Origin of the sequence: Campylobacter concisus, assembly GCF_003048775.2 — a bacterium.
In the GTDB taxonomy this organism is placed as follows: domain Bacteria; phylum Campylobacterota; class Campylobacteria; order Campylobacterales; family Campylobacteraceae; genus Campylobacter_A; species Campylobacter_A concisus_I.
Window position 1 is genome coordinate 508650 of sequence record NZ_CP049272.1, and the last position, 17360, is coordinate 526009.

Annotated in this window: 16 protein-coding genes and 1 pseudogene; 12 read left to right on the top strand and 5 right to left on the bottom strand. The window is 37.9% G+C overall.

The features are described 5' to 3' along the window. The first annotated feature begins 98 nt into the window (after nt 1-98). Nucleotides 99-1673, top strand: a complete 1575-nt coding sequence (gene pckA / locus CVT17_RS02500) for a phosphoenolpyruvate carboxykinase (ATP) (RefSeq protein WP_196373585.1) — start codon at nt 99-101, stop codon at nt 1671-1673. Between the two features lie 352 nt (nt 1674-2025). On the opposite strand, the gene CVT17_RS02505 is transcribed toward pckA, so the two are convergent. The 3 genes from CVT17_RS02505 to CVT17_RS02515 are packed head-to-tail and all read right to left on the bottom strand — an operon-like array spanning nt 2026 to nt 4606. Beyond that, a complete protein-coding gene (locus CVT17_RS02505; protein ID WP_107769689.1) occupies nt 2026-3381 on the bottom strand; it encodes a cation:dicarboxylate symporter family transporter in 1356 nt (451 codons plus the stop codon). 11 nt (nt 3382-3392) lie between these two features. After that, nucleotides 3393-3887, bottom strand: coding sequence for a peptidylprolyl isomerase (locus CVT17_RS02510; RefSeq protein WP_107769688.1), 495 nt, complete (start codon nt 3885-3887; stop codon nt 3393-3395). A gap of 11 nt (nt 3888-3898) precedes the next feature. Further along, on the bottom strand, nt 3899-4606 hold the full coding sequence (locus CVT17_RS02515; protein WP_021090734.1) for a YebC/PmpR family DNA-binding transcriptional regulator: 708 nt from the start codon (nt 4604-4606) through the stop codon (nt 3899-3901). Between the two features lie 152 nt (nt 4607-4758). Here CVT17_RS02515 and CVT17_RS02520 point away from each other — a divergent pair, with 152 nt between their 5' ends. From CVT17_RS02520 to CVT17_RS02535, 4 genes are read left to right on the top strand one after another with little or no spacing between them, the layout of a single operon-like run. Next, on the top strand, nt 4759-5313 hold the full coding sequence (locus CVT17_RS02520) for a GNAT family N-acetyltransferase (RefSeq protein ID WP_107858649.1): 555 nt from the start codon (nt 4759-4761) through the stop codon (nt 5311-5313). Next, a complete protein-coding gene (locus CVT17_RS02525) occupies nt 5310-5513 on the top strand; it encodes a heavy-metal-associated domain-containing protein (protein ID WP_107769686.1) in 204 nt (67 codons plus the stop codon). The genes CVT17_RS02520 and CVT17_RS02525 overlap by 4 nt, the downstream gene beginning before the upstream one ends. Before the next feature lies 1 nt (nt 5514). Beyond that, complete coding sequence (locus CVT17_RS02530; protein WP_107769685.1) at nt 5515-7692, top strand: heavy metal translocating P-type ATPase; 2178 nt, start codon at nt 5515-5517, stop codon at nt 7690-7692. Nucleotides 7693-7695: 3 nt separating this feature from the next. Then, complete coding sequence (locus CVT17_RS02535; RefSeq protein WP_107769684.1) at nt 7696-8235, top strand: oxidoreductase; 540 nt, start codon at nt 7696-7698, stop codon at nt 8233-8235. Nucleotides 8236-8237: 2 nt separating this feature from the next. Here the strand turns inward: CVT17_RS02535 and CVT17_RS02540 are convergent, their stop codons facing one another. Beyond that, nucleotides 8238-8627 (bottom strand): hypothetical protein, encoded by a 390-nt coding sequence (locus CVT17_RS02540; RefSeq protein WP_021090651.1) that lies wholly within the window; start codon nt 8625-8627, stop codon nt 8238-8240. A gap of 205 nt (nt 8628-8832) precedes the next feature. Between CVT17_RS02540 and argH the strand changes: the two genes are divergently transcribed. The 3 genes and pseudogenes from argH to CVT17_RS09515 all read left to right on the top strand — a co-directional run bounded on the left by argH (nt 8833) and on the right by CVT17_RS09515 (nt 11362). Next, nucleotides 8833-10245 carry an argininosuccinate lyase gene (gene argH / locus CVT17_RS02545; protein ID WP_107769683.1) on the top strand — a complete coding sequence of 471 codons (1413 nt, stop codon included), beginning with the start codon at nt 8833-8835 and terminating at the stop codon, nt 10243-10245. Nucleotides 10246-10690: 445 nt separating this feature from the next. Further along, a pseudogene (locus CVT17_RS09510) lies at nt 10691-10969 on the top strand (methyl-accepting chemotaxis protein); the annotation flags it as partial. Nucleotides 10970-11053: 84 nt separating this feature from the next. Next, complete coding sequence (locus tag CVT17_RS09515) at nt 11054-11362, top strand: CZB domain-containing protein (protein ID WP_374048490.1); 309 nt, start codon at nt 11054-11056, stop codon at nt 11360-11362. 40 nt (nt 11363-11402) lie between these two features. Here CVT17_RS09515 and CVT17_RS02555 read toward each other — a convergent pair whose 3' ends face one another. Continuing rightward, nucleotides 11403-11756, bottom strand: a complete 354-nt coding sequence (locus CVT17_RS02555; RefSeq protein WP_072594719.1) for a histidine triad nucleotide-binding protein — start codon at nt 11754-11756, stop codon at nt 11403-11405. A gap of 118 nt (nt 11757-11874) precedes the next feature. Here CVT17_RS02555 and pheS point away from each other — a divergent pair, with 118 nt between their 5' ends. Genes pheS through CVT17_RS02575 form a run of 4 tightly spaced genes read left to right on the top strand, consistent with a single transcriptional unit; the run spans nt 11875 to nt 17291 of the window. Further along, complete coding sequence (pheS, locus tag CVT17_RS02560) at nt 11875-12870, top strand: phenylalanine--tRNA ligase subunit alpha (protein WP_107769681.1); 996 nt, start codon at nt 11875-11877, stop codon at nt 12868-12870. Next, complete coding sequence (gene pheT / locus CVT17_RS02565) at nt 12867-15203, top strand: phenylalanine--tRNA ligase subunit beta (RefSeq protein ID WP_107858600.1); 2337 nt, start codon at nt 12867-12869, stop codon at nt 15201-15203. Before pheS ends, pheT begins: the two co-directional genes overlap by 4 nt. After that, the gene (aroA, locus tag CVT17_RS02570; RefSeq protein WP_107858601.1) at nt 15200-16486 is read left to right on the top strand and encodes a 3-phosphoshikimate 1-carboxyvinyltransferase; all 1287 of its coding nucleotides are present in this window, start codon (nt 15200-15202) and stop codon (nt 16484-16486) included. Before pheT ends, aroA begins: the two co-directional genes overlap by 4 nt. Continuing rightward, a complete protein-coding gene (locus tag CVT17_RS02575; protein WP_103568390.1) occupies nt 16467-17291 on the top strand; it encodes a 4-hydroxy-3-methylbut-2-enyl diphosphate reductase in 825 nt (274 codons plus the stop codon). The genes aroA and CVT17_RS02575 overlap by 20 nt, the downstream gene beginning before the upstream one ends. Nucleotides 17292-17360 lie beyond the last annotated feature (69 nt).

The following is a 17360-nucleotide window of genomic DNA, read 5'->3' on the forward strand; positions in this document are numbered from 1 at the left end:
CTTTTAAAAAGATAGTGTTAAGCGAAATTTGATTAACATTTTGATGACTTTTAGGTCAGAATCTATAAAAAATGAAAATTTTAAAAGGAAATAACATGATAAATAAACTAGACGAGCTAGGTCTAAAAGAGATCAAAAAGATAAATCACAATCTAAGCTATGATGAGCTTTTTGAGCTTGAAAAGGCAAACAACGAGGGCAGAGTCTCAAGCAACGGCACATTTATGGTTGATACTGGAATTTTTACTGGAAGAAGCCCAAAAGATAAGTACTTTGTAAAACAAGATCCAAGTAAGAAGTATATCGCTTGGGGTAAGATAAATCAGCCTATCACAAAAGAGCTTTTTGACAAGCTTCTTAAAAAAGCAAAAGAGCAGCTAAGCGGCAAGGAAATTTTTATCCAAGACGCATTTTGTGGAGCTAGCAAAAAGAGCCAAAAATCAGTCCGTTTTGTCACTGAAGTAGCATGGCAAGCACATTTTGTAAAAAATATGTTCATCCGCCCAAGTGAGGCAGAGCTAGCTAAATTTGAGCCTGATTTTGTAGTATATAACGCTTGTAAGACAAAGAATGAGGACTATAAGGCTGATGGGCTACATTCAGATGTCTTTGTTATATTTAACGTTGAGGAAAATGTCGCAGTGATCGGCGGCACATGGTACGGCGGCGAGATGAAAAAGGGCATTTTTTCTATGATGAACTACTGGTTGCCACTTGAAGGTAAACTAAGTATGCACTGCTCTGCAAACGTAGGCGAGAAGGGCGATACGGCGCTATTTTTTGGTCTATCTGGCACTGGTAAAACGACACTTTCAACTGATCCAAAACGCAAGTTAATAGGTGATGATGAGCACGGCTGGGACGATGATGGCGTATTTAACTTCGAGGGTGGTTGCTACGCAAAATGTATAAACCTTGATCCAAGCAGTGAGCCAGAAATTTATGCAGCGATCAGGCGTAATGCGCTACTTGAAAATGTCGTGGCTGACGAAAATGGCGTGGTTGATTACAAAGACGGCTCAAAGACTGAAAACACACGCGTGAGCTATCCTATCTATCACATCGACAACTACGAACCAAGCTCAAGCGCTGGCCATCCAAAAAATATCATCTTTTTAAGCGCTGACGCTTTTGGCGTGCTTCCTCCAGTTGCAAAACTTACAAAAGAGCAGGCGATGTATTATTTCTTAAGTGGCTACACAGCAAAAGTTGCTGGTACAGAGCGCGGTATAACTGAGCCAGTCGCTACTTTTAGTGCTTGCTTTGGCGAGCCATTTATGCCACTTCATCCAACCGTCTATGCAAAACTACTTGGCGAGAAGATTGATAAGCATGGCGTTAATGTTTATCTTGTAAATACAGGCTGGAGCGGCGGTGCTTACGGCGTTGGTAAACGTATGAGCATAAAAGCAACTCGTGCTTGCATAAATGCGATCCTTGATGGCAGCATCACAAAATGCGAATTTGAAAATTTTGATAAATTTAACTTTGCTATACCAAAAGAGCTTGATGGTGTCGAGACAAAACTGCTAAATCCTATAAACACATGGGCAGATTCAGCTCAGTATAACGCTTCACGTGATAAGCTCGCTAAAATGTTTGTTGAAAATTTCAAGCGCTATGAAGATGTAAAAGAGGGCGTTGAATACGCTAAAGCTGGTCCAAAAGCTTAATTTATATATAGCCTTGCAAAGAGTTTGCAAGGCTAGTCTTTTAGTTGATATTTTTGATATGACTAAATTTAAAGTATCTATTTTCTAAATTCCAATCTCAAGTGTTACATTTGTAAATTTATTCTAGTAAAATAAAATATTAGGTATTGCCAAATATATGAGTTACTAATAAAATTTTCCTATTACAATTAGCCTCTAGTTTTTCTTTTTGTGCTTGAACCAGTTATCAAATATTGTTTATTGTGTTGTTTTCTAAAAATTTTTATAGATTTGAGAGGAGGAGATTTATCGCATTAAATTTAGAATAAAAAAATAATAAGGGCAAAGTTGCCCTTATGGTTATAAAGTTATATTATGAGTGGAAGTGAAATTCCTCTGGATGATCTAGTGCGTATCTAAATTTATCCATATCGACTTTTTTATCCCAGATAGAAACTATCATGCAACCAACGGCATTGCCGCAGAGATTACCAACTGCACGCATCTCTGACATAAATTTATCAACGCCAAGTAGCACAGCCACGGTGACGACTGGTATGCCAGTGCTCGGAAGTGCGCTTAGTGTTCCAGCAAGGACGACAAAGCCTGATCCTGTCACGCCAACAGCGCCTTTGCTCGTGATCATTAGTACGATTAGTATACTTATTAGATGCTCAAAACTTAGCGGGATATTAAATGCTTGAGCTAGGAAAATAACGCTTAGGCTTAGATAGATGTTGGTGCAGTCGAGGTTAAATGAGTAGCCAGTTGGAATGATAAGGCCAACAGCACCTCTATTTATACCAGCTGATTCTAGCTTTTGCATAAGTGGCGCAAGAGCTGTTTCGCTCGAGCTTGTCGCAAAGACTACCAATACCTCTTTTGAGATAAAGCGCATAAATTTAAAGACATTGATTTTTGCAAAATAGCAAATAACGCCAAGTACCACAAAGATAAAAAAGCAGCTTGCAAGTGCCATAACAACCAAAAGCTCCATCATTCCAAGAAGCGTTCCGATACCAAATTTGCCGATCAGATAAGCCATAGCCGAAAATGCAGCCACTGGGCTAAAGAGCATAAGCCAACTAAGAAGTTTCAAGACATAGTGCTGGATAAATTCAAGTGGCTTTAGACAAGCTTGTTTTTTATCATGAGCTAGCAGCGAAAGCACGACGGCAACGATAATAGCCATGAAAAGTACTTGAAGTGTGTTTGATTTTATAAATGGATCAAGTATATGCACGTAAGGGAAAATGTCATCTACCGGTACAGCACCTCTTAAGAGATGAAGTGTATGTGCTACAAATCCGCTATTTGCGTCCATATTTGCAGCTTGAGATGTAAATTTAGCTACACTTGAAGCATCAAGCTGAGTATAGTCAAGATTCATGCCATGTCCTGGGCGAAGTGTCTCGCCAAAGATGATACCAACAGCAAGCGCAAGTGTGCTAACTATCTCAAAATAGATAAATGCCTTTAATCCAATAGATCCAAGATCTTTTAAGCTTTCAAGCCCAACGATACCTGAAACGATCGTTAAAAAGATAATAGGGCCAATTAAAATTTTAAGTGCTTTTATAAAATAGTCGATTCCTGGTTTGCTGGCTATACCAAGCTCAGGTGCGACCATGCCAACGATAACGCCACCAACAATACCGATCACAACCCAAAAGGCAAGATTGGTAAATAATCTTACAGCAAGATTTCCTTGCTTTTTAGTATTATTCATAAATTTCCCCTTTATAGGCTTTCTCTGATCTTAGCAGAGATGATCTTATCGCCTTGTCTTATAGCGTCAAGCACCTTTAGGCTCTCTTCATCAACGCATTTTCCAAAGACTGTATGCACGCCATCAAGATGAGGTTGCTTGCTATGACAGATGAAAAACTGCGATCCGCCAGTATCGCGTCCTGCGTGAGCCATGCTAAGGCTACCGCGCTCGTGTTTTACCTTTTGTTTATCGCATTCGCATTTTATCCTCCAGCCAGGACCGCCCGTGCCTGTGCCATTTGGGCAGCCACCTTGGATGACAAAATTTGGTATAACTCTGTGAAAATTTAGACCATTGTAAAAGTCTGATTTTATCAAATGGATAAAATTTGCGACAGCTTGTGGAGCTTCCTCGGCAAAAAGTTCAATTCTGATCTCGCCTTTGTCTGTCTCTAAAACTGCAAATTTATCTTTTTTAAGCTCATCTAAATTTATGTCATAAACTTTTAATTCATCAAAACGCATGTATTTCCTTTTTATTCGATATTTGTATAAACTGCTTGAACGTCATCATCGTCTTCTAGCTTATCAAGAAGCCTCTCAACCTCAAGCATTTGCTCTTCGCTTAGATTCACAGTTTGATTTGGTAAGTATTGAAGTGAAGCTTTTTTAACCACTAAATTTAGCTTTTCGATACCTTCATGAAGTGTGCCAAAATTTGCATAATCGCCATAAACAAATAGCGTCTCATCGTCAGCCTCGATATCGCTTAGGCCATAATCTATCAGCTCAAGCTCGATCTCTTCGATGTCGGCACTTGGCTTTTCAAGCTCAAAAACGCTCTTTCTTGTAAACATAAAGCTAAGACTGCCACTTGGTAAAATTTCTCCACCATTTTTGCTAAATATCGCTTTAACATTGGCAACTGTTCTCGTTGGATTGTCAGTCGCACACTCAACGATGATCTGCACGCCGTGAGCTGCTTTACCATCATAAAAAATAGTCTTAATATCGGCGCTATCTTTGCCATTTGCTCTTTTTATAGCTGCATCGATGTTATCTTTTGGCATATTTTCAGCTTTTGCCGCTGCGATAGCTGCACGAAGTTTAGGGTTCATATCTGGATCACAACCACCATCTTTTGCCGCTACTGTTATAGCTTTTGCAAGTTTTGGAAATACCTTGCTCATCTTATCCCATCTAGCTTCTTTTGCCGCTCTTCGGTACTCAAATGCTCGTCCCATAAATATCCTTAAATAAATTTTTTACGGATTATAACTAAAAAAATTTTATACTTTTTTAAAACATTTTTAGTTTGTCTATTGGGGATTATTGATTTGTAAATCGCAGGTTGATATTTGGTAAAAATTTAAGCTAGAGTTTTATAATGACGCACATGATACAAAATGCTCAAAAACAAGATGCAAAAAGCTGTATAAAGCTACTAAATCTAGCAATGGAAGATATCGCCTACAAGCTAAGTGGCTACGATGATCCTATTAAAAGTGATGAAATTTTAGAAATTTTTTTCAAAAGTGAGACAAATAGACTAAGCTATAAAAATGTCTTTGTTTATAAACATAACGACGAAATTATCGCTGCCATGTGTGCTTACTTTGGTGGCGATGTAGCAATGCTTGATAGAGAAATTTCGCAACATTTAATGGCTCTTGGTAAAGATGCTCAAGTAGAAAAAGAGTGTTTTGATGACGAGTTTTATATAGATAGTATCGCTGTTGATAAAAATTTTAGAGGCCAAGGGCTTGCAAAAGAGCTCATAAGGCATTCATTTGTCAAGGCAAAAGAGCTAGGGCATAAAAAGGTTTCATTAATAGTAGATACAAATAAGCCAAAAGTTCGTAAATTTTACGAGAGTTTGGGCTTTAAATTTAATGTCAAGAAAATTGTAAATTTACATGAATATGACCACATGATAAAGGAGATAATATGAAAACATTTGAAGCAAACAATATCCACTGCCAAAATTGTGCGAACACTATAAAAAACGCACTTGAAGATGATTTTGGCAAGATAGAAGTTGATCTTAGCAAAGAGCCAAGACAAGTTAGTCTTGATATAAAAGATAGTGAAGTTGAGAAATTTAAGTCTGAAATGGCTGATTTGGGATTTGACATAATAAAAGAGCTCTGATATGTCTTTAAAAGTCAAACTGAATATAGCGGGAATGAGCTGCGTAAACTGCTCAAATGCTATCGAAAAGGTTTCAAAAAAGATAGATGGAGTACTTGAAGCAAATGTAAATTTTGCAAACGCAAGCGGCGAGTTTATCCTAAAAGATGCTAGTGTGCGTGAAATTTTAGAGCAAAAGATAAAGAAGCTTGGCTACTTTGTAGCAACTGATATTGATGAGTTTGAAGCAAAAAGAAAAGCTCACATTAGAAATATTAGAAATAAATTTATATTTGCATTTATTGCAAGTATCGTAATAATGGCACTTGAGATGTTCGCGCCTCACAGCATGCTAGTAAATTTAGTTATGCTAGCTTTGGCATTTTTAGTTCTTATTTTTAGCGGCAAAGGCTTTTTTACTCACGCCTACGAAGCGGTAAAAAATAGAAATTACGATATGAATGTGCTTGTCGCTCTTGGAAGTGGCAGTGCATTTTTATACTCGCTTTTTGTGGTGATCTTTTCAAATTTCATCCCAGATGATCTAAAAAATGTCTATGTCTCAGGCGTAGCGATGATAATAGCTTTTGTGCTTCTTGGCAAGTATCTTGAAGAGCGTTCAAAGGCAAAAGCAGGGGATTATCTAAAGAGACTACTTAAAATTTCTCCAAAAACCGCATTTTTGCTTATGCCAGATGGGAGAAGCAAAGAAGTACCAGTAAATGAGCTAAAAATAGGTGATATCGTCGTTGTAAAGAATGGCTACAATGTTCCATGTGACGGTGTGATAGTGCAAGGTGGAGCTGAAATCGATGCTTCGATGCTAACGGGCGAGAGCCTGCCGGTTTATAAAGAGGTGGGCGACAATGTATTTGCAGGCACATTAAATACAAATGGCTACATAAGCGTCAAGATGACAAAAAGCTCGTTTGAAAGCTTGTTGTCTCAAATTTTAAGCTTACTAAATGATGCTAGTACAAAAAAAATGCCAATAGGCAGGCTTGCTGATAAGATAGCAAATATCTTTGTGCCAAGCGTGGTGGCAATATCAGTGCTCACGTTTTTAGCTTGGATCATTTTTGATGGAAATTTTGCTTATGCGATCTCTTGTGCGATCTGCGTTTTAATAATCTCATGCCCATGCGCTCTTGGACTTGCTACGCCAATAGCAATAGTAAGCTCGCTTGCACGTGGTGCAAAAGCTGGAATTTTAGTAAAAAACCCAGAAGTTTTAGAGCTAATAAAAGATGCTAAATTTGTAGCATTTGACAAAACTGGTACGCTTAGCAAAGGGCAAATCAGCGTCAAAAGCTCAAATTTAAGTGAGCAAGATTTAGCACTTATCGCTTCTGCTGAAAATTTAAGCGAGCATCTCATCTCAAAAGCTATCGTTAGATATGCAAAGCAAAAATGCATAAATTTACAAAAGTTAAATGGTAAATTTCAAAATATCGTTGGGCAAGGCATCATTTATGAAGATGAGAATAATCAGATAATAATAGGCAACGAAAAGCTGCTTTTGGCAAATGAAGTTAGTTTAAATCTGGATGAAAGTAAAGCTATAAAAGAGGCTACAAACGATGGAAGTGGCGTCATACTTTGTGCTATAAATAAAAAATTTGTTGGTTTTTTAACGCTTAGTGATGAGCTAAAAGACGAAGCGAGCGATGTTATAAATGAGCTTACAAGTCTAAATTTACAAAGTGTGATCCTCTCAGGCGATGACGAGAAAGTAGTTGCAAGTATCGCCAAGAAGCTAAATGTAAGCAAATATCACGCAAATATGTTGCCTGAAGATAAATTTAATGAGATAAAAGAGCTTGCAAATCACGGTGGCGTTATCTTTGTTGGAGATGGCGTAAATGATTCACCATCGCTTAAAGGGGCAAGTGTTGGTATCGCTATGAACTCGGGCTCAGATATAGCAAAAGGTGCTGGAGATATCGTGCTTGTTAAAAATGATTTGCGTGGCGTGACCGGGCTAGTTAGACTGGCAAATGCTACTATGGCAAACATAAAAGAAAATTTATTTTGGGCGTTTATGTATAACGCTATTTGTATCCCAGTGGCTGCTGGCGTGCTTTACCCAGTCTTTGGACTACTTTTAAGCCCGGTTTATGGCTCAATGGCAATGTGTCTTAGCTCTGTTACTGTCGTTTTAAACGCACTTAGACTTAGATATCTACGACTTAAGGATTAAAATTTGAGACTTGGAGAACTTTATAGTGTTGTGGCGGCTGCGCTTGCTACAAATTTTAGTGGCATTTTAGATGTTTCATCTTTTATGCGTATCAAAAAGACAAATGCGTGGATAACGCAGACAAATAGCGAAGCAAATAAAAAAGGCAATGAGCTTTATGCCAAATTTATCAAAGATGAAAGTAGTGCTGTTTTATGTGACGATTTTGTCATTTTAAAGTCAAAATTTGAGGCGAGCTACTATTTTTCATCTGCAAAAGATGATTTAGCCCAATTTTATAAGGCTATAAATTTTCAGCCAAAAATTGGCGAGGTTGATAGCATCTCAAATCAGCTAATTTTAATAGCAAATATTTTAAAAAGCGAAGCATCTAAAGAGTCTATGAAGCTTCTTGCAGCTTTTAGTGTCTCATTTTTCTTGCCTTATGCTAAACAGCTCTCAAAAGATATCCAAAAAGACGCGACTAGCAATTTTTATAAATCAATGGGATATTTTTTAGAGGATTTTTGCTTGGTTTTAGAAACTATTATTGGTAAGGCTTAGTTTTAAGCCTGTGCCATTTCTATCATTTGAGTTTTAATGCTTAAAATGTTATTTTGGATAGCTGACTGCTCTAAATTTAAGTAATGAAGCATTTGCATAGAGTTACGATCTTTTAGGCTTTGGATGCTTGAAATTTGATGCGAAATATCTAGCTTTTGATCTTGTAATTTTTCTAAGTCTTTTTGTAACTGTATGGCACTCGCTTTATTAATAATTATAGGGGAAATTTTAGCATCTTCTCTTTGTTCTACATGTACTTCATTGCTTCTAACAATATCTTTCTTGTCATAGCCAGAAGATACTAGCATGCTTGTTTTTGAGCTATTTGAAGAGATAGATGTATAGCCATCATGATAGAAAATATTTGAGTTCATATTTGCATCTATTTGCATATCATCCTTCCTCTTATAGATTATTTTTATTTTAAACTATATTCAATAGAAAATTAAAATAGTTTTTAAAAAGTTATATTTTGAATTATATTTCTATATCCTTAAAGATAAATTATATTTATAACTTTTTTGCAACTTTATAGTTAAAATACCCAGTTAAGTGCTATTTTGTTAAAATCACGTAAAACTAATTAAAGGCAAAGCTATGAAAGAAGAGAAAAACGCACACAAAAAGATGTGGGAGGGTAGATTTAGCGAGGCTAGCTCGAAGCTACTTGAGGAATTTAATGCCTCTATAAATTTTGATAAAAATCTTTTTGAAGAGGATATTGCTGGAAGTAAGGCTCACGCAAAGATGCTTGGAATTTGTGGAATTTTGAAAAAAGATGAGTCAGAAGCGATCATAAAGGGGCTTGATGAGGTTTTATCTGAGATAAGAGCAGGTAAATTTGAGTTTAAGTTAGAAGATGAAGATATACATATGGCAGTTGAGAAGCGCCTTAGCCAGATCATCGGAGCTGAGCTTGGTGGTAGATTGCACACAGCTAGAAGCAGAAACGACCAAGTCGCGCTTGATTTTAAATTTTATGTTTTGAAGAAAAATTTAGAAATTTCTTCATGTATAAAAGAGCTCATCGCCACGCTTACAAATTTGGCAAAAAACCATAAAGATACACTAATGCCAGGCTACACACATCTTCAACACGCTCAGCCAGTAAGCCTTAGCTATCACTTGCTAGCATATGCATTTATGTTTAAAAGAGATTTTGAGCGTTTTGTTAGCTCATATGAGCGAAATAATCTAAGTCCGCTTGGCTCAGCAGCCCTTGCAGGCACACCTCATAAGATAGATAGAACTATCGTTGCAAGCGAGCTTGGCTTTGCAGGCTGCACGCAAAATGCGATGGATAGCGTGAGCGACCGTGACTTTGCGCTGGAAATTTTATTTAACATTAGCGTTTTTATGATGCACGCTTCTAGGCTTTGCGAGGAGCTTATACTTTGGAGCTCACAAGAATTTGGCTTTGTAAGCATCAGTGACGCTTATAGCACGGGCAGCTCCATAATGCCTCAAAAGAAAAATCCAGACGTTGCTGAGCTCATACGCGGTAAAACTGGGCGTGTAAATGGAAATTTGGTAGCGTTACTAACCACGATGAAAGGCCTGCCACTTGCTTACAATAAAGATATGCAAGAAGATAAAGAGGGCGTGTTTGACAGCGTATCTACTATTTTAAGCTCAGCTATCATCCTAAATGAGATGATAAAAACAGCTAAATTTAACGAAAAAAACATGCTAAAAGCGACAAAAACTGGGCATCTAAGTGCGACTGATTTGGCGGATTATCTAGTGCGTGAGAAAAATATCCCATTTAGGACAGCTCACTTTATAGTTGGTAAAGCTGTTGCAAAGGCTGAAAGCTTGGGGCTTGATTTGAGTGAATTAAACGAAGAGCAGCTAAAAAGTGTGGATGAAAATTTAGATGCAAATGCTATTAAATTTTTAGATCTTCACGCTTCAAAAGAGGCTCGCACTTCAAAAGGCGGCACGGCAAATAAAAGCGTTGATGAGCAGATAGAAATTTTAGATTACTGGCTTAAGAAAAAAGAGTTATAATTACGCAAAATCTACAAATTTTAAAGGATGAAAAATGTTTTTTGATGGCAAGAATAAAGAGCTTTCTAGTAAAAATGAAGCTTTAGAGAGAGAAAATGAAGCTTTAAAGGCTGAAATTTTAGCACTTAAAGAGGAGCTAAAAAACGTTAAAACTTGCGAGCCAAAAGAGCAAGCTAAGGATAAGCAAGAGGCTGTAAATTTATTGCTTTCAAGTTATCAAGATGGTATAAATTTCTTGCAATTAACAATGGAAGAAAACCTAAAAATGCTTGAAAGTATAAATGGACTAAATGAAAAGACTTTCAAAGAGACTGGCGAACTCAAGTCGCAAACGGCTGAAATTTTAAACTCGATCGAGCAAGTAAGCCAGATGAGTAATGACCTTTCAAATGACGCTTCTTCGCTTGATGGAAGCGTAAATTCGATTGTTGAGATTATAAATCTAATTAAAGATATCTCAGATCAGACAAATTTACTAGCTCTAAATGCTGCGATCGAGGCGGCCCGTGCTGGTGAGCATGGACGAGGTTTTGCTGTCGTGGCAGATGAGGTTAGAAAGCTAGCCGAGCGCACTCAAAAAGCGACACTTGAAGTAGAAGTAAATATAAATGGCCTTAAGCAAAGTGCGAACACGATGATCGAAATGAGTGAGAATTTCTCAAAAATTTCTGCAAACGCTATGAAAATTTTAGGTGGATTTGAAGGAAATATCTCAAGCGTAAACGCAAATACGCAAAATATCCTAAATCAGGCTCTAAATGTTACAAATGAAGTCTATGTAAGCAATGGAAAAATAGATCATATAAATATGAAGCTAAATGGATATAGAGGTGTGCTTTTAAATGAGTTTAATAAGATTCAAGATGTTCATGAGTGTAGATTTGGCAAATGGTATGAAAAAGATGTGAAAAATACTCTTGTAAAAGATGCCAAAATTCTCTCAAGTATCGCAGCTCATCATGAAAATGTTCATCATGGACTAGAAAAAGCGATGGTTATTTTTGCTGATAAAGACAAAGGAAATCTACCTGGCGTTGAAATATTAAAAGATGTCGAAAACTCAAGTAAAGTAGGTTTTGAAGAGTTGCTTGAAGCTATTAAGTCTGCAAGAAAATAAAATTTTAGACTCAGGCTTTGAGTCTAAAATTTAGAAGTTATTAAAATGTGCTTTGTGGATCAGCTACGCCTTCGCTCCAGCCAAGCTTCGCTCCGCCAAGTAGGTGAAAGTGTAGATGCATAACTTCTTGACCGCCGTTTTCACCGCAGTTTGTTATGAGGCGGTATCCGCTCTTATCAACGCCCATTAAGGTCGCTACTTCTTGGATAAATTTTGTCATCTCTCCCATTAAAATCGGATCCATCTCTTGGAAATTTTTATAGTGTTTTTTTGGGATGATTAGGATATGGATAGGTGCTTTTGGATTTATATCGTTAAAAGCTAGAAATTTCTCGCTTTCAAGCACTTTGTTACAAGGGATTTCGCCAGCTACGATCTTTTCAAATATGGTCATTTTAGCTCCTTTGAAATTTTGCAAAATTATATCAAAGTGTGCTTAAATTTCGTGCTCTTTATCTTGATTTTAACTCTTTTTCTATAAAATCGACTCAAAAATTTATAAAGGCAAAAAATTGCAAGATTTCGTTAATAAAATCAAAAATGAAATTTCAACGCTTGACGATCTTGAGAAGGTTAGGGTAGAAATTTTTGGCAAAAAGGGCATCTTGGCGCAAGGTTTTGCAAAGCTAAAAGAGCTAGGCGAAGATGAGAAAAAGGAATTTGCAGCAAATTTAAATAAGCAAAGAGATGAGCTTGGCGCGCTAATAGAAGCTAAAAAAGCTGAGCTTAGCGAGCAAGAGATAGATAACAAAATGAAAAAAGAAGCCGCTGATATCACGCTATTTAATGAGCCTATTGCTAGCGGGGCACTTCATCCTGTGATGGCTACGATGGATAAGATAATTGAATACTTTTTGGCTCTAAATTTCTCGCTCGAGACCGGACCACTAATAGAAGATGATTTTCACAACTTTGAAGCGCTAAATTTACCAAAATACCACCCAGCAAGGGATATGCAAGATACATTTTACCTAGATGATTTTAGACTTTTAAGGACGCATACGAGCCCAGTTCAGGTGCGAACTATGCTAAGCCAAAAGCCGCCTATCCGCATGATAGCGCCAGGCACCGTCTTTAGACGTGATATGGATTTAACGCATACACCGATGTTTCACCAGGTCGAGGGTCTTGTAGTAGAGGATGCCGAAAAAGTTAGCTTTGCAAATTTAAAATCAATGCTTGAGGGCTTTTTAAAGCACATGTTTGGCGACGTTGAAGTGCGTTTTCGCCCTAGCTTCTTTCCATTTACGGAGCCTAGCGCAGAGGTTGATATTAGTTGTATATTCTGCCATGGCAAGGGCTGCAGGGTGTGCAAGCAGACTACTTGGCTTGAGGTACTTGGATGTGGTGTCGTTGATCCAAATGTATTTAAGGCGGTTGGCTATAAAAATGTAAGTGGATACGCCTTTGGCCTTGGCGTTGAGAGATTTGCGATGTTGCTTCATAGAGTGCCTGATCTAAGGTCGCTTTTTGAGGGAGATTTAAGATTGTTGGAGCAGTTTAAATGATAATTTCAAAGCATTGGTTAAACGAGTGGATCGACCTTAGCGACGTTAGTGGCGAGACACTTTCAAAGACATTAAATTCTATCGGGCTAGAGGTTGATAGCTATAAAGAGATAAATTTACCAAAGAGTATTGTGGTTGGCTACATAAAAAGTAGAGAAAAGCACCCAGATGCTGATAAACTAAGCATTTGTCAAGTGGATGTTGGTGGAGAGACGCTTCAGATCGTGTGTGGGGCTAAAAACGTTGAAGCTGGCCAGTTTGTGCCAGTTGCACTTATTGGCACGACTATGCCAAATGGTCTTGAGATAAAAAAAGCAAAACTAAGAGGTATCGAGTCAAGTGGCATGATCTGCTCTTCAAGTGAGCTGGGACTTCCAAAGGTGAATGATGGAATTTTACCACTTGATGAGAGCATCGGCAAGCTAAAACTTGGTACAAGCCTTAGTGAATTTGAGGTATTTAAAGATACGATAATCGAAGTTGATGTCACAGCAAACAGAGGCGATTGCCAAAATTTACATGGCATTGCAAGAGAAATTTGTGCAGCGCTTGATCTAAATATGAAAGATAGCCACGAAGACGATGAGAGCGAAAATTTACTAGGTATTGGCAGAATAGCTTCTGTGCGAGCAGAGGATAAAGTAAATGGGTCATTTTTATATAAGGCTTTTGAGCTAAAAGAGGGACTATATGAAAATCTAATAACTCGCATGCGTCTAGCATTAATAGAGTGCCAAAAGACAAATTTAGTTGAGAGACTGCTTGAATACGCGACATTTTGCACGGGTGTTTTATTTAGGGCTTATGATCACGCTAAACTTGTAAGTGAAGGCGAAAAGGCTGTTTTTGATATAAAAAATAGCGAAAATGGCGAATGTGTCGTTTATTGCGGGGATAAAAATTTAGGCATTGCTGGAATTTACCAAAGTGACGTAGCAAGAGTAGATGAGAAGTCAAAAGTGATCTTAGTAGAAGCTAGCTACGTAAAGCCAGATGTAGTTTCAAAAGCTATTTTTGAAAATAAAAATTTACCAAAGGGTGATCAAATTTATCGCTCAAGTCGTGGTAGCGAGCCAAATTTAGCTTATGGAGCGGATTATTTATTTAAAAGACTTGCTAATTTTAAAGATACGCTAAATCTCTTTGCTGGCTCACAGCAGTCGCTTTTAAACACCGAGCCTATAACACTAAGCATCTCTCTTTTTGAGCTTAAAAATATGATCGGCCAAGATATTGCTAGAAATGACGTCGTTAAAATTTTAAAGAAACTTGGCTTTGAGATCGCAGTAAATGTTGAGCAGGAGAGCTTTAATGTAAAAGTGCCGTTATTTCGCCATGATATAGTAAATTCTCACGATGTTTGTGAGGAGATCGTAAGGATAGTAGGCATAGACAATATCGCCTCAAAACCACTAAATTTCTCTGAGAAAAATAGGCTAAATAAGACATATTTTGACTATAAAAATGCTTTAAATTTAAGGCGTAGAGCAGCTGATAATGGCTTTTTTGAAAGCGTGCACTATGTCTTTGATAGTGAGGACGAGCTTAACGAGCTAAATTTTAAACCATGCAAAGTCAAGATACTAAATCCTATAAACAACGAGTTAAATACACTTAGGCCGACACTTGTTAATCACCTTCTAAGCTCAAGCGAGAAAAATATCAAAAACTCAAAACGCTCAGTTAGACTTTTTGAGCTTGGAGAAATTTTTGATGAAAATGCAAGCCAGGGCTTAAATTTAGGCTTTGTTGTGTCTGGACTTTTAAAAGAACCGACTCTGATAAACGGCGCAAAGGGCGAGGAGGCAAATTTCTATGCATTCGCATCTATGGTGCAAAATGTCATAGGTAAATTTGAGCTAAAACCTTGCCAGGGCATCTCATATCTTAGTCCATACGAACAAGCACACATCTATCAAAATGGCGAAAATATTGGCTATATCGGTAGAGTTGACGCAAGAGTTGAGGCAAAGAGAGATCTGCCAAGAACTTACGTCTGCGAGATTGATTTTGCGAAGCTTAAATTTGAGCCAATTTTGGCAGTGCCTTATTCTAAATTTCAAAGCACTACAAGGGATCTTAGCCTCATCGTGCCTGAAAATTTTGAGGCTGGACAAATTTATGAGTGCATAAGAGGGCTAAACCTAAAAGAGCTAAAAGAATTTTTACCAGTTGATATTTATAAAGATGCGAAGCTAAATGGCTCGATCAGTCTTAGCCTCAAATTTACATTCCAAGATATGGAAAAAACACTCGAGGATGATGATATAAACGCACTTATGGATAAAATTTTAAGCGAGCTAAAAGAGAAACTAAATATCGGAATAAGATGAGAATTTATCCATTAGAAAAAAGTCTAAATTTAACTATTGACGACATCGCAGCGGATAAGTCCATCTCGCATAGATGCGCGATTTTTTCACTTTTAAGCGATAAACCATCTCGCATTAGAAACTATCTAAGAGCAGGCGATACGCTAAATACCTTAAAAATAGTCAAGCTTTTAGGCGCAAAAGTTGAGGACAATGGCTCTGAAATAACGATCACACCGCCGCAAAAGATAAAAGAGCCAAATGAAATTTTAGAGTGTGGCAACTCAGGTACTGCGATGAGGCTTTTTATGGGACTATTAGCCGCACAGGATGGCTTTTTTGTGCTAAGTGGCGATAGATATTTAAACTCACGTCCAATGGCTAGAATAGCAAAACCTCTAAACGATATGGGTGCAAAGATAGATGGCGCAAACAACGCAAACAACGCTCCGCTTTGCATAAGAGGGACCAAATTTGAAAGATTTGATTTTGAGGGCAAGATCGCCTCAGCTCAGGTAAAAAGTGCGCTTTTATTAGCGGCTCTTTACTCAAATGGCTGCAAATTTAGTGAACCAGAGCTAAGCAGAGACCACACTGAGCGAATGCTTGCTGGCATGGGAGCTGATATAAAATGTGGCGACCTAGAGATCACTTTAGAGCCGATGAAAGCCCCACTTGCACCACTTGATATAGATGTGCCAAATGATCCAAGTTCTGCATTTTTCTTTGCGGTCGCAGCACTTATCATTCCGGGCTCACACATTATTTTAAAAAATATCTTGCTAAATAAAACTCGTATCGAAGCTTATAAAATTCTAGAAAAAATGGGAGCTGAGATAAAATTTCACAAAACTTTAAGCAAATATGAAGATATCGGTGATATCGAGGTCAAGTACTCACCAAATTTAAAAGGTATAGAAGTTAGCGAAAATATCTCGTGGCTCATCGACGAAGCCCCAGCTTTAGCCATCGCATTCGCCTGCGCAAAGGGCCAAAGCAAGCTAACAAATGCAAAAGAGCTTCGCGTAAAAGAGAGCGATAGAATTGCTGTCACGATAAATGCGCTAAAGCAGTGCGGTGTCGATGCTAGCGAGCTTGAAGATGGCTTTATCATAAATGGCTCTGAGGCGAAATTTGCCACGATCGATAGCCACGGAGATCACAGGATCGCCATGAGCTTTGCCATACTTGGACTAAAATGTGGCATGCAGATAGAAAAGAGCGAATTTATCGCCACTTCGTTTCCAAATTTTGCTGAAATTTTAAAGAAAATGGGAGCTAGAGTTGAAGATCGAGCTTGCTAGTAGTTATGGCTTTTGCTTTGGCGTAAAAAGGGCGATAAAGATAGCCGAAAATGCTGGAGATGCCGCAACTATCGGCCCACTCATCCATAACAACGAAGAGATAAATAGGCTTGAGAAAAACTACAATGTAAAGACGCTTGAGGGCATAGATGAGCTAAAAGATGAGAAAAAGGCGATTATCCGCACTCACGGCATCACTAAAAATGATCTTGCAGAGCTAAAAAAGACCGATATAAAAGTAATCGATGCAACTTGCCCATTTGTGACAAAGCCACAACAAATTTGCGAAAAAATGAGCGAAGAGGGCTATGATGTGGTGATCTTTGGCGATATGCATCACCCAGAGGTAAAAGGGGTGAAGTCGTATGCCAAGGGTAATGTCTATGTTGTGCTTGAAGAGAGCGAGCTAGAGGGCATTAAATTTAAGCAAAAGGTCGCGCTTGTTAGCCAAACTACTAGAAAAGTTGAGAAATTTATGCAGATCGCAAACTATCTCATGCTTCATGTAAAAGAGCTGCGCGTTTTTAACACAATCTGCAATGCGACATTTGAAAACCAAGAGGCTGCTAAAAATTTAGCAAAAAGAGCTGACGTGATGATAATTATTGGCGGTAAAAACAGCTCAAACACAAAACAACTCTACCTAATATCTAAAAATTTCTGCGAAGATAGCTATCTCATTGAAAGCGAAGAAGAGCTTGAGGGATCATGGTTTGATGGCAAAAATTTGTGTGGCATAAGTGCGGGTGCAAGTACGCCTGACTGGATCATACAAAAAGTAGTTGACAGAATCAAAAAAGTATAAAATTTATCCTAGCTAAAGCCACAATTAACTATAATAAGCCAATTTGCCGCTACTGGCATAATAAAATTT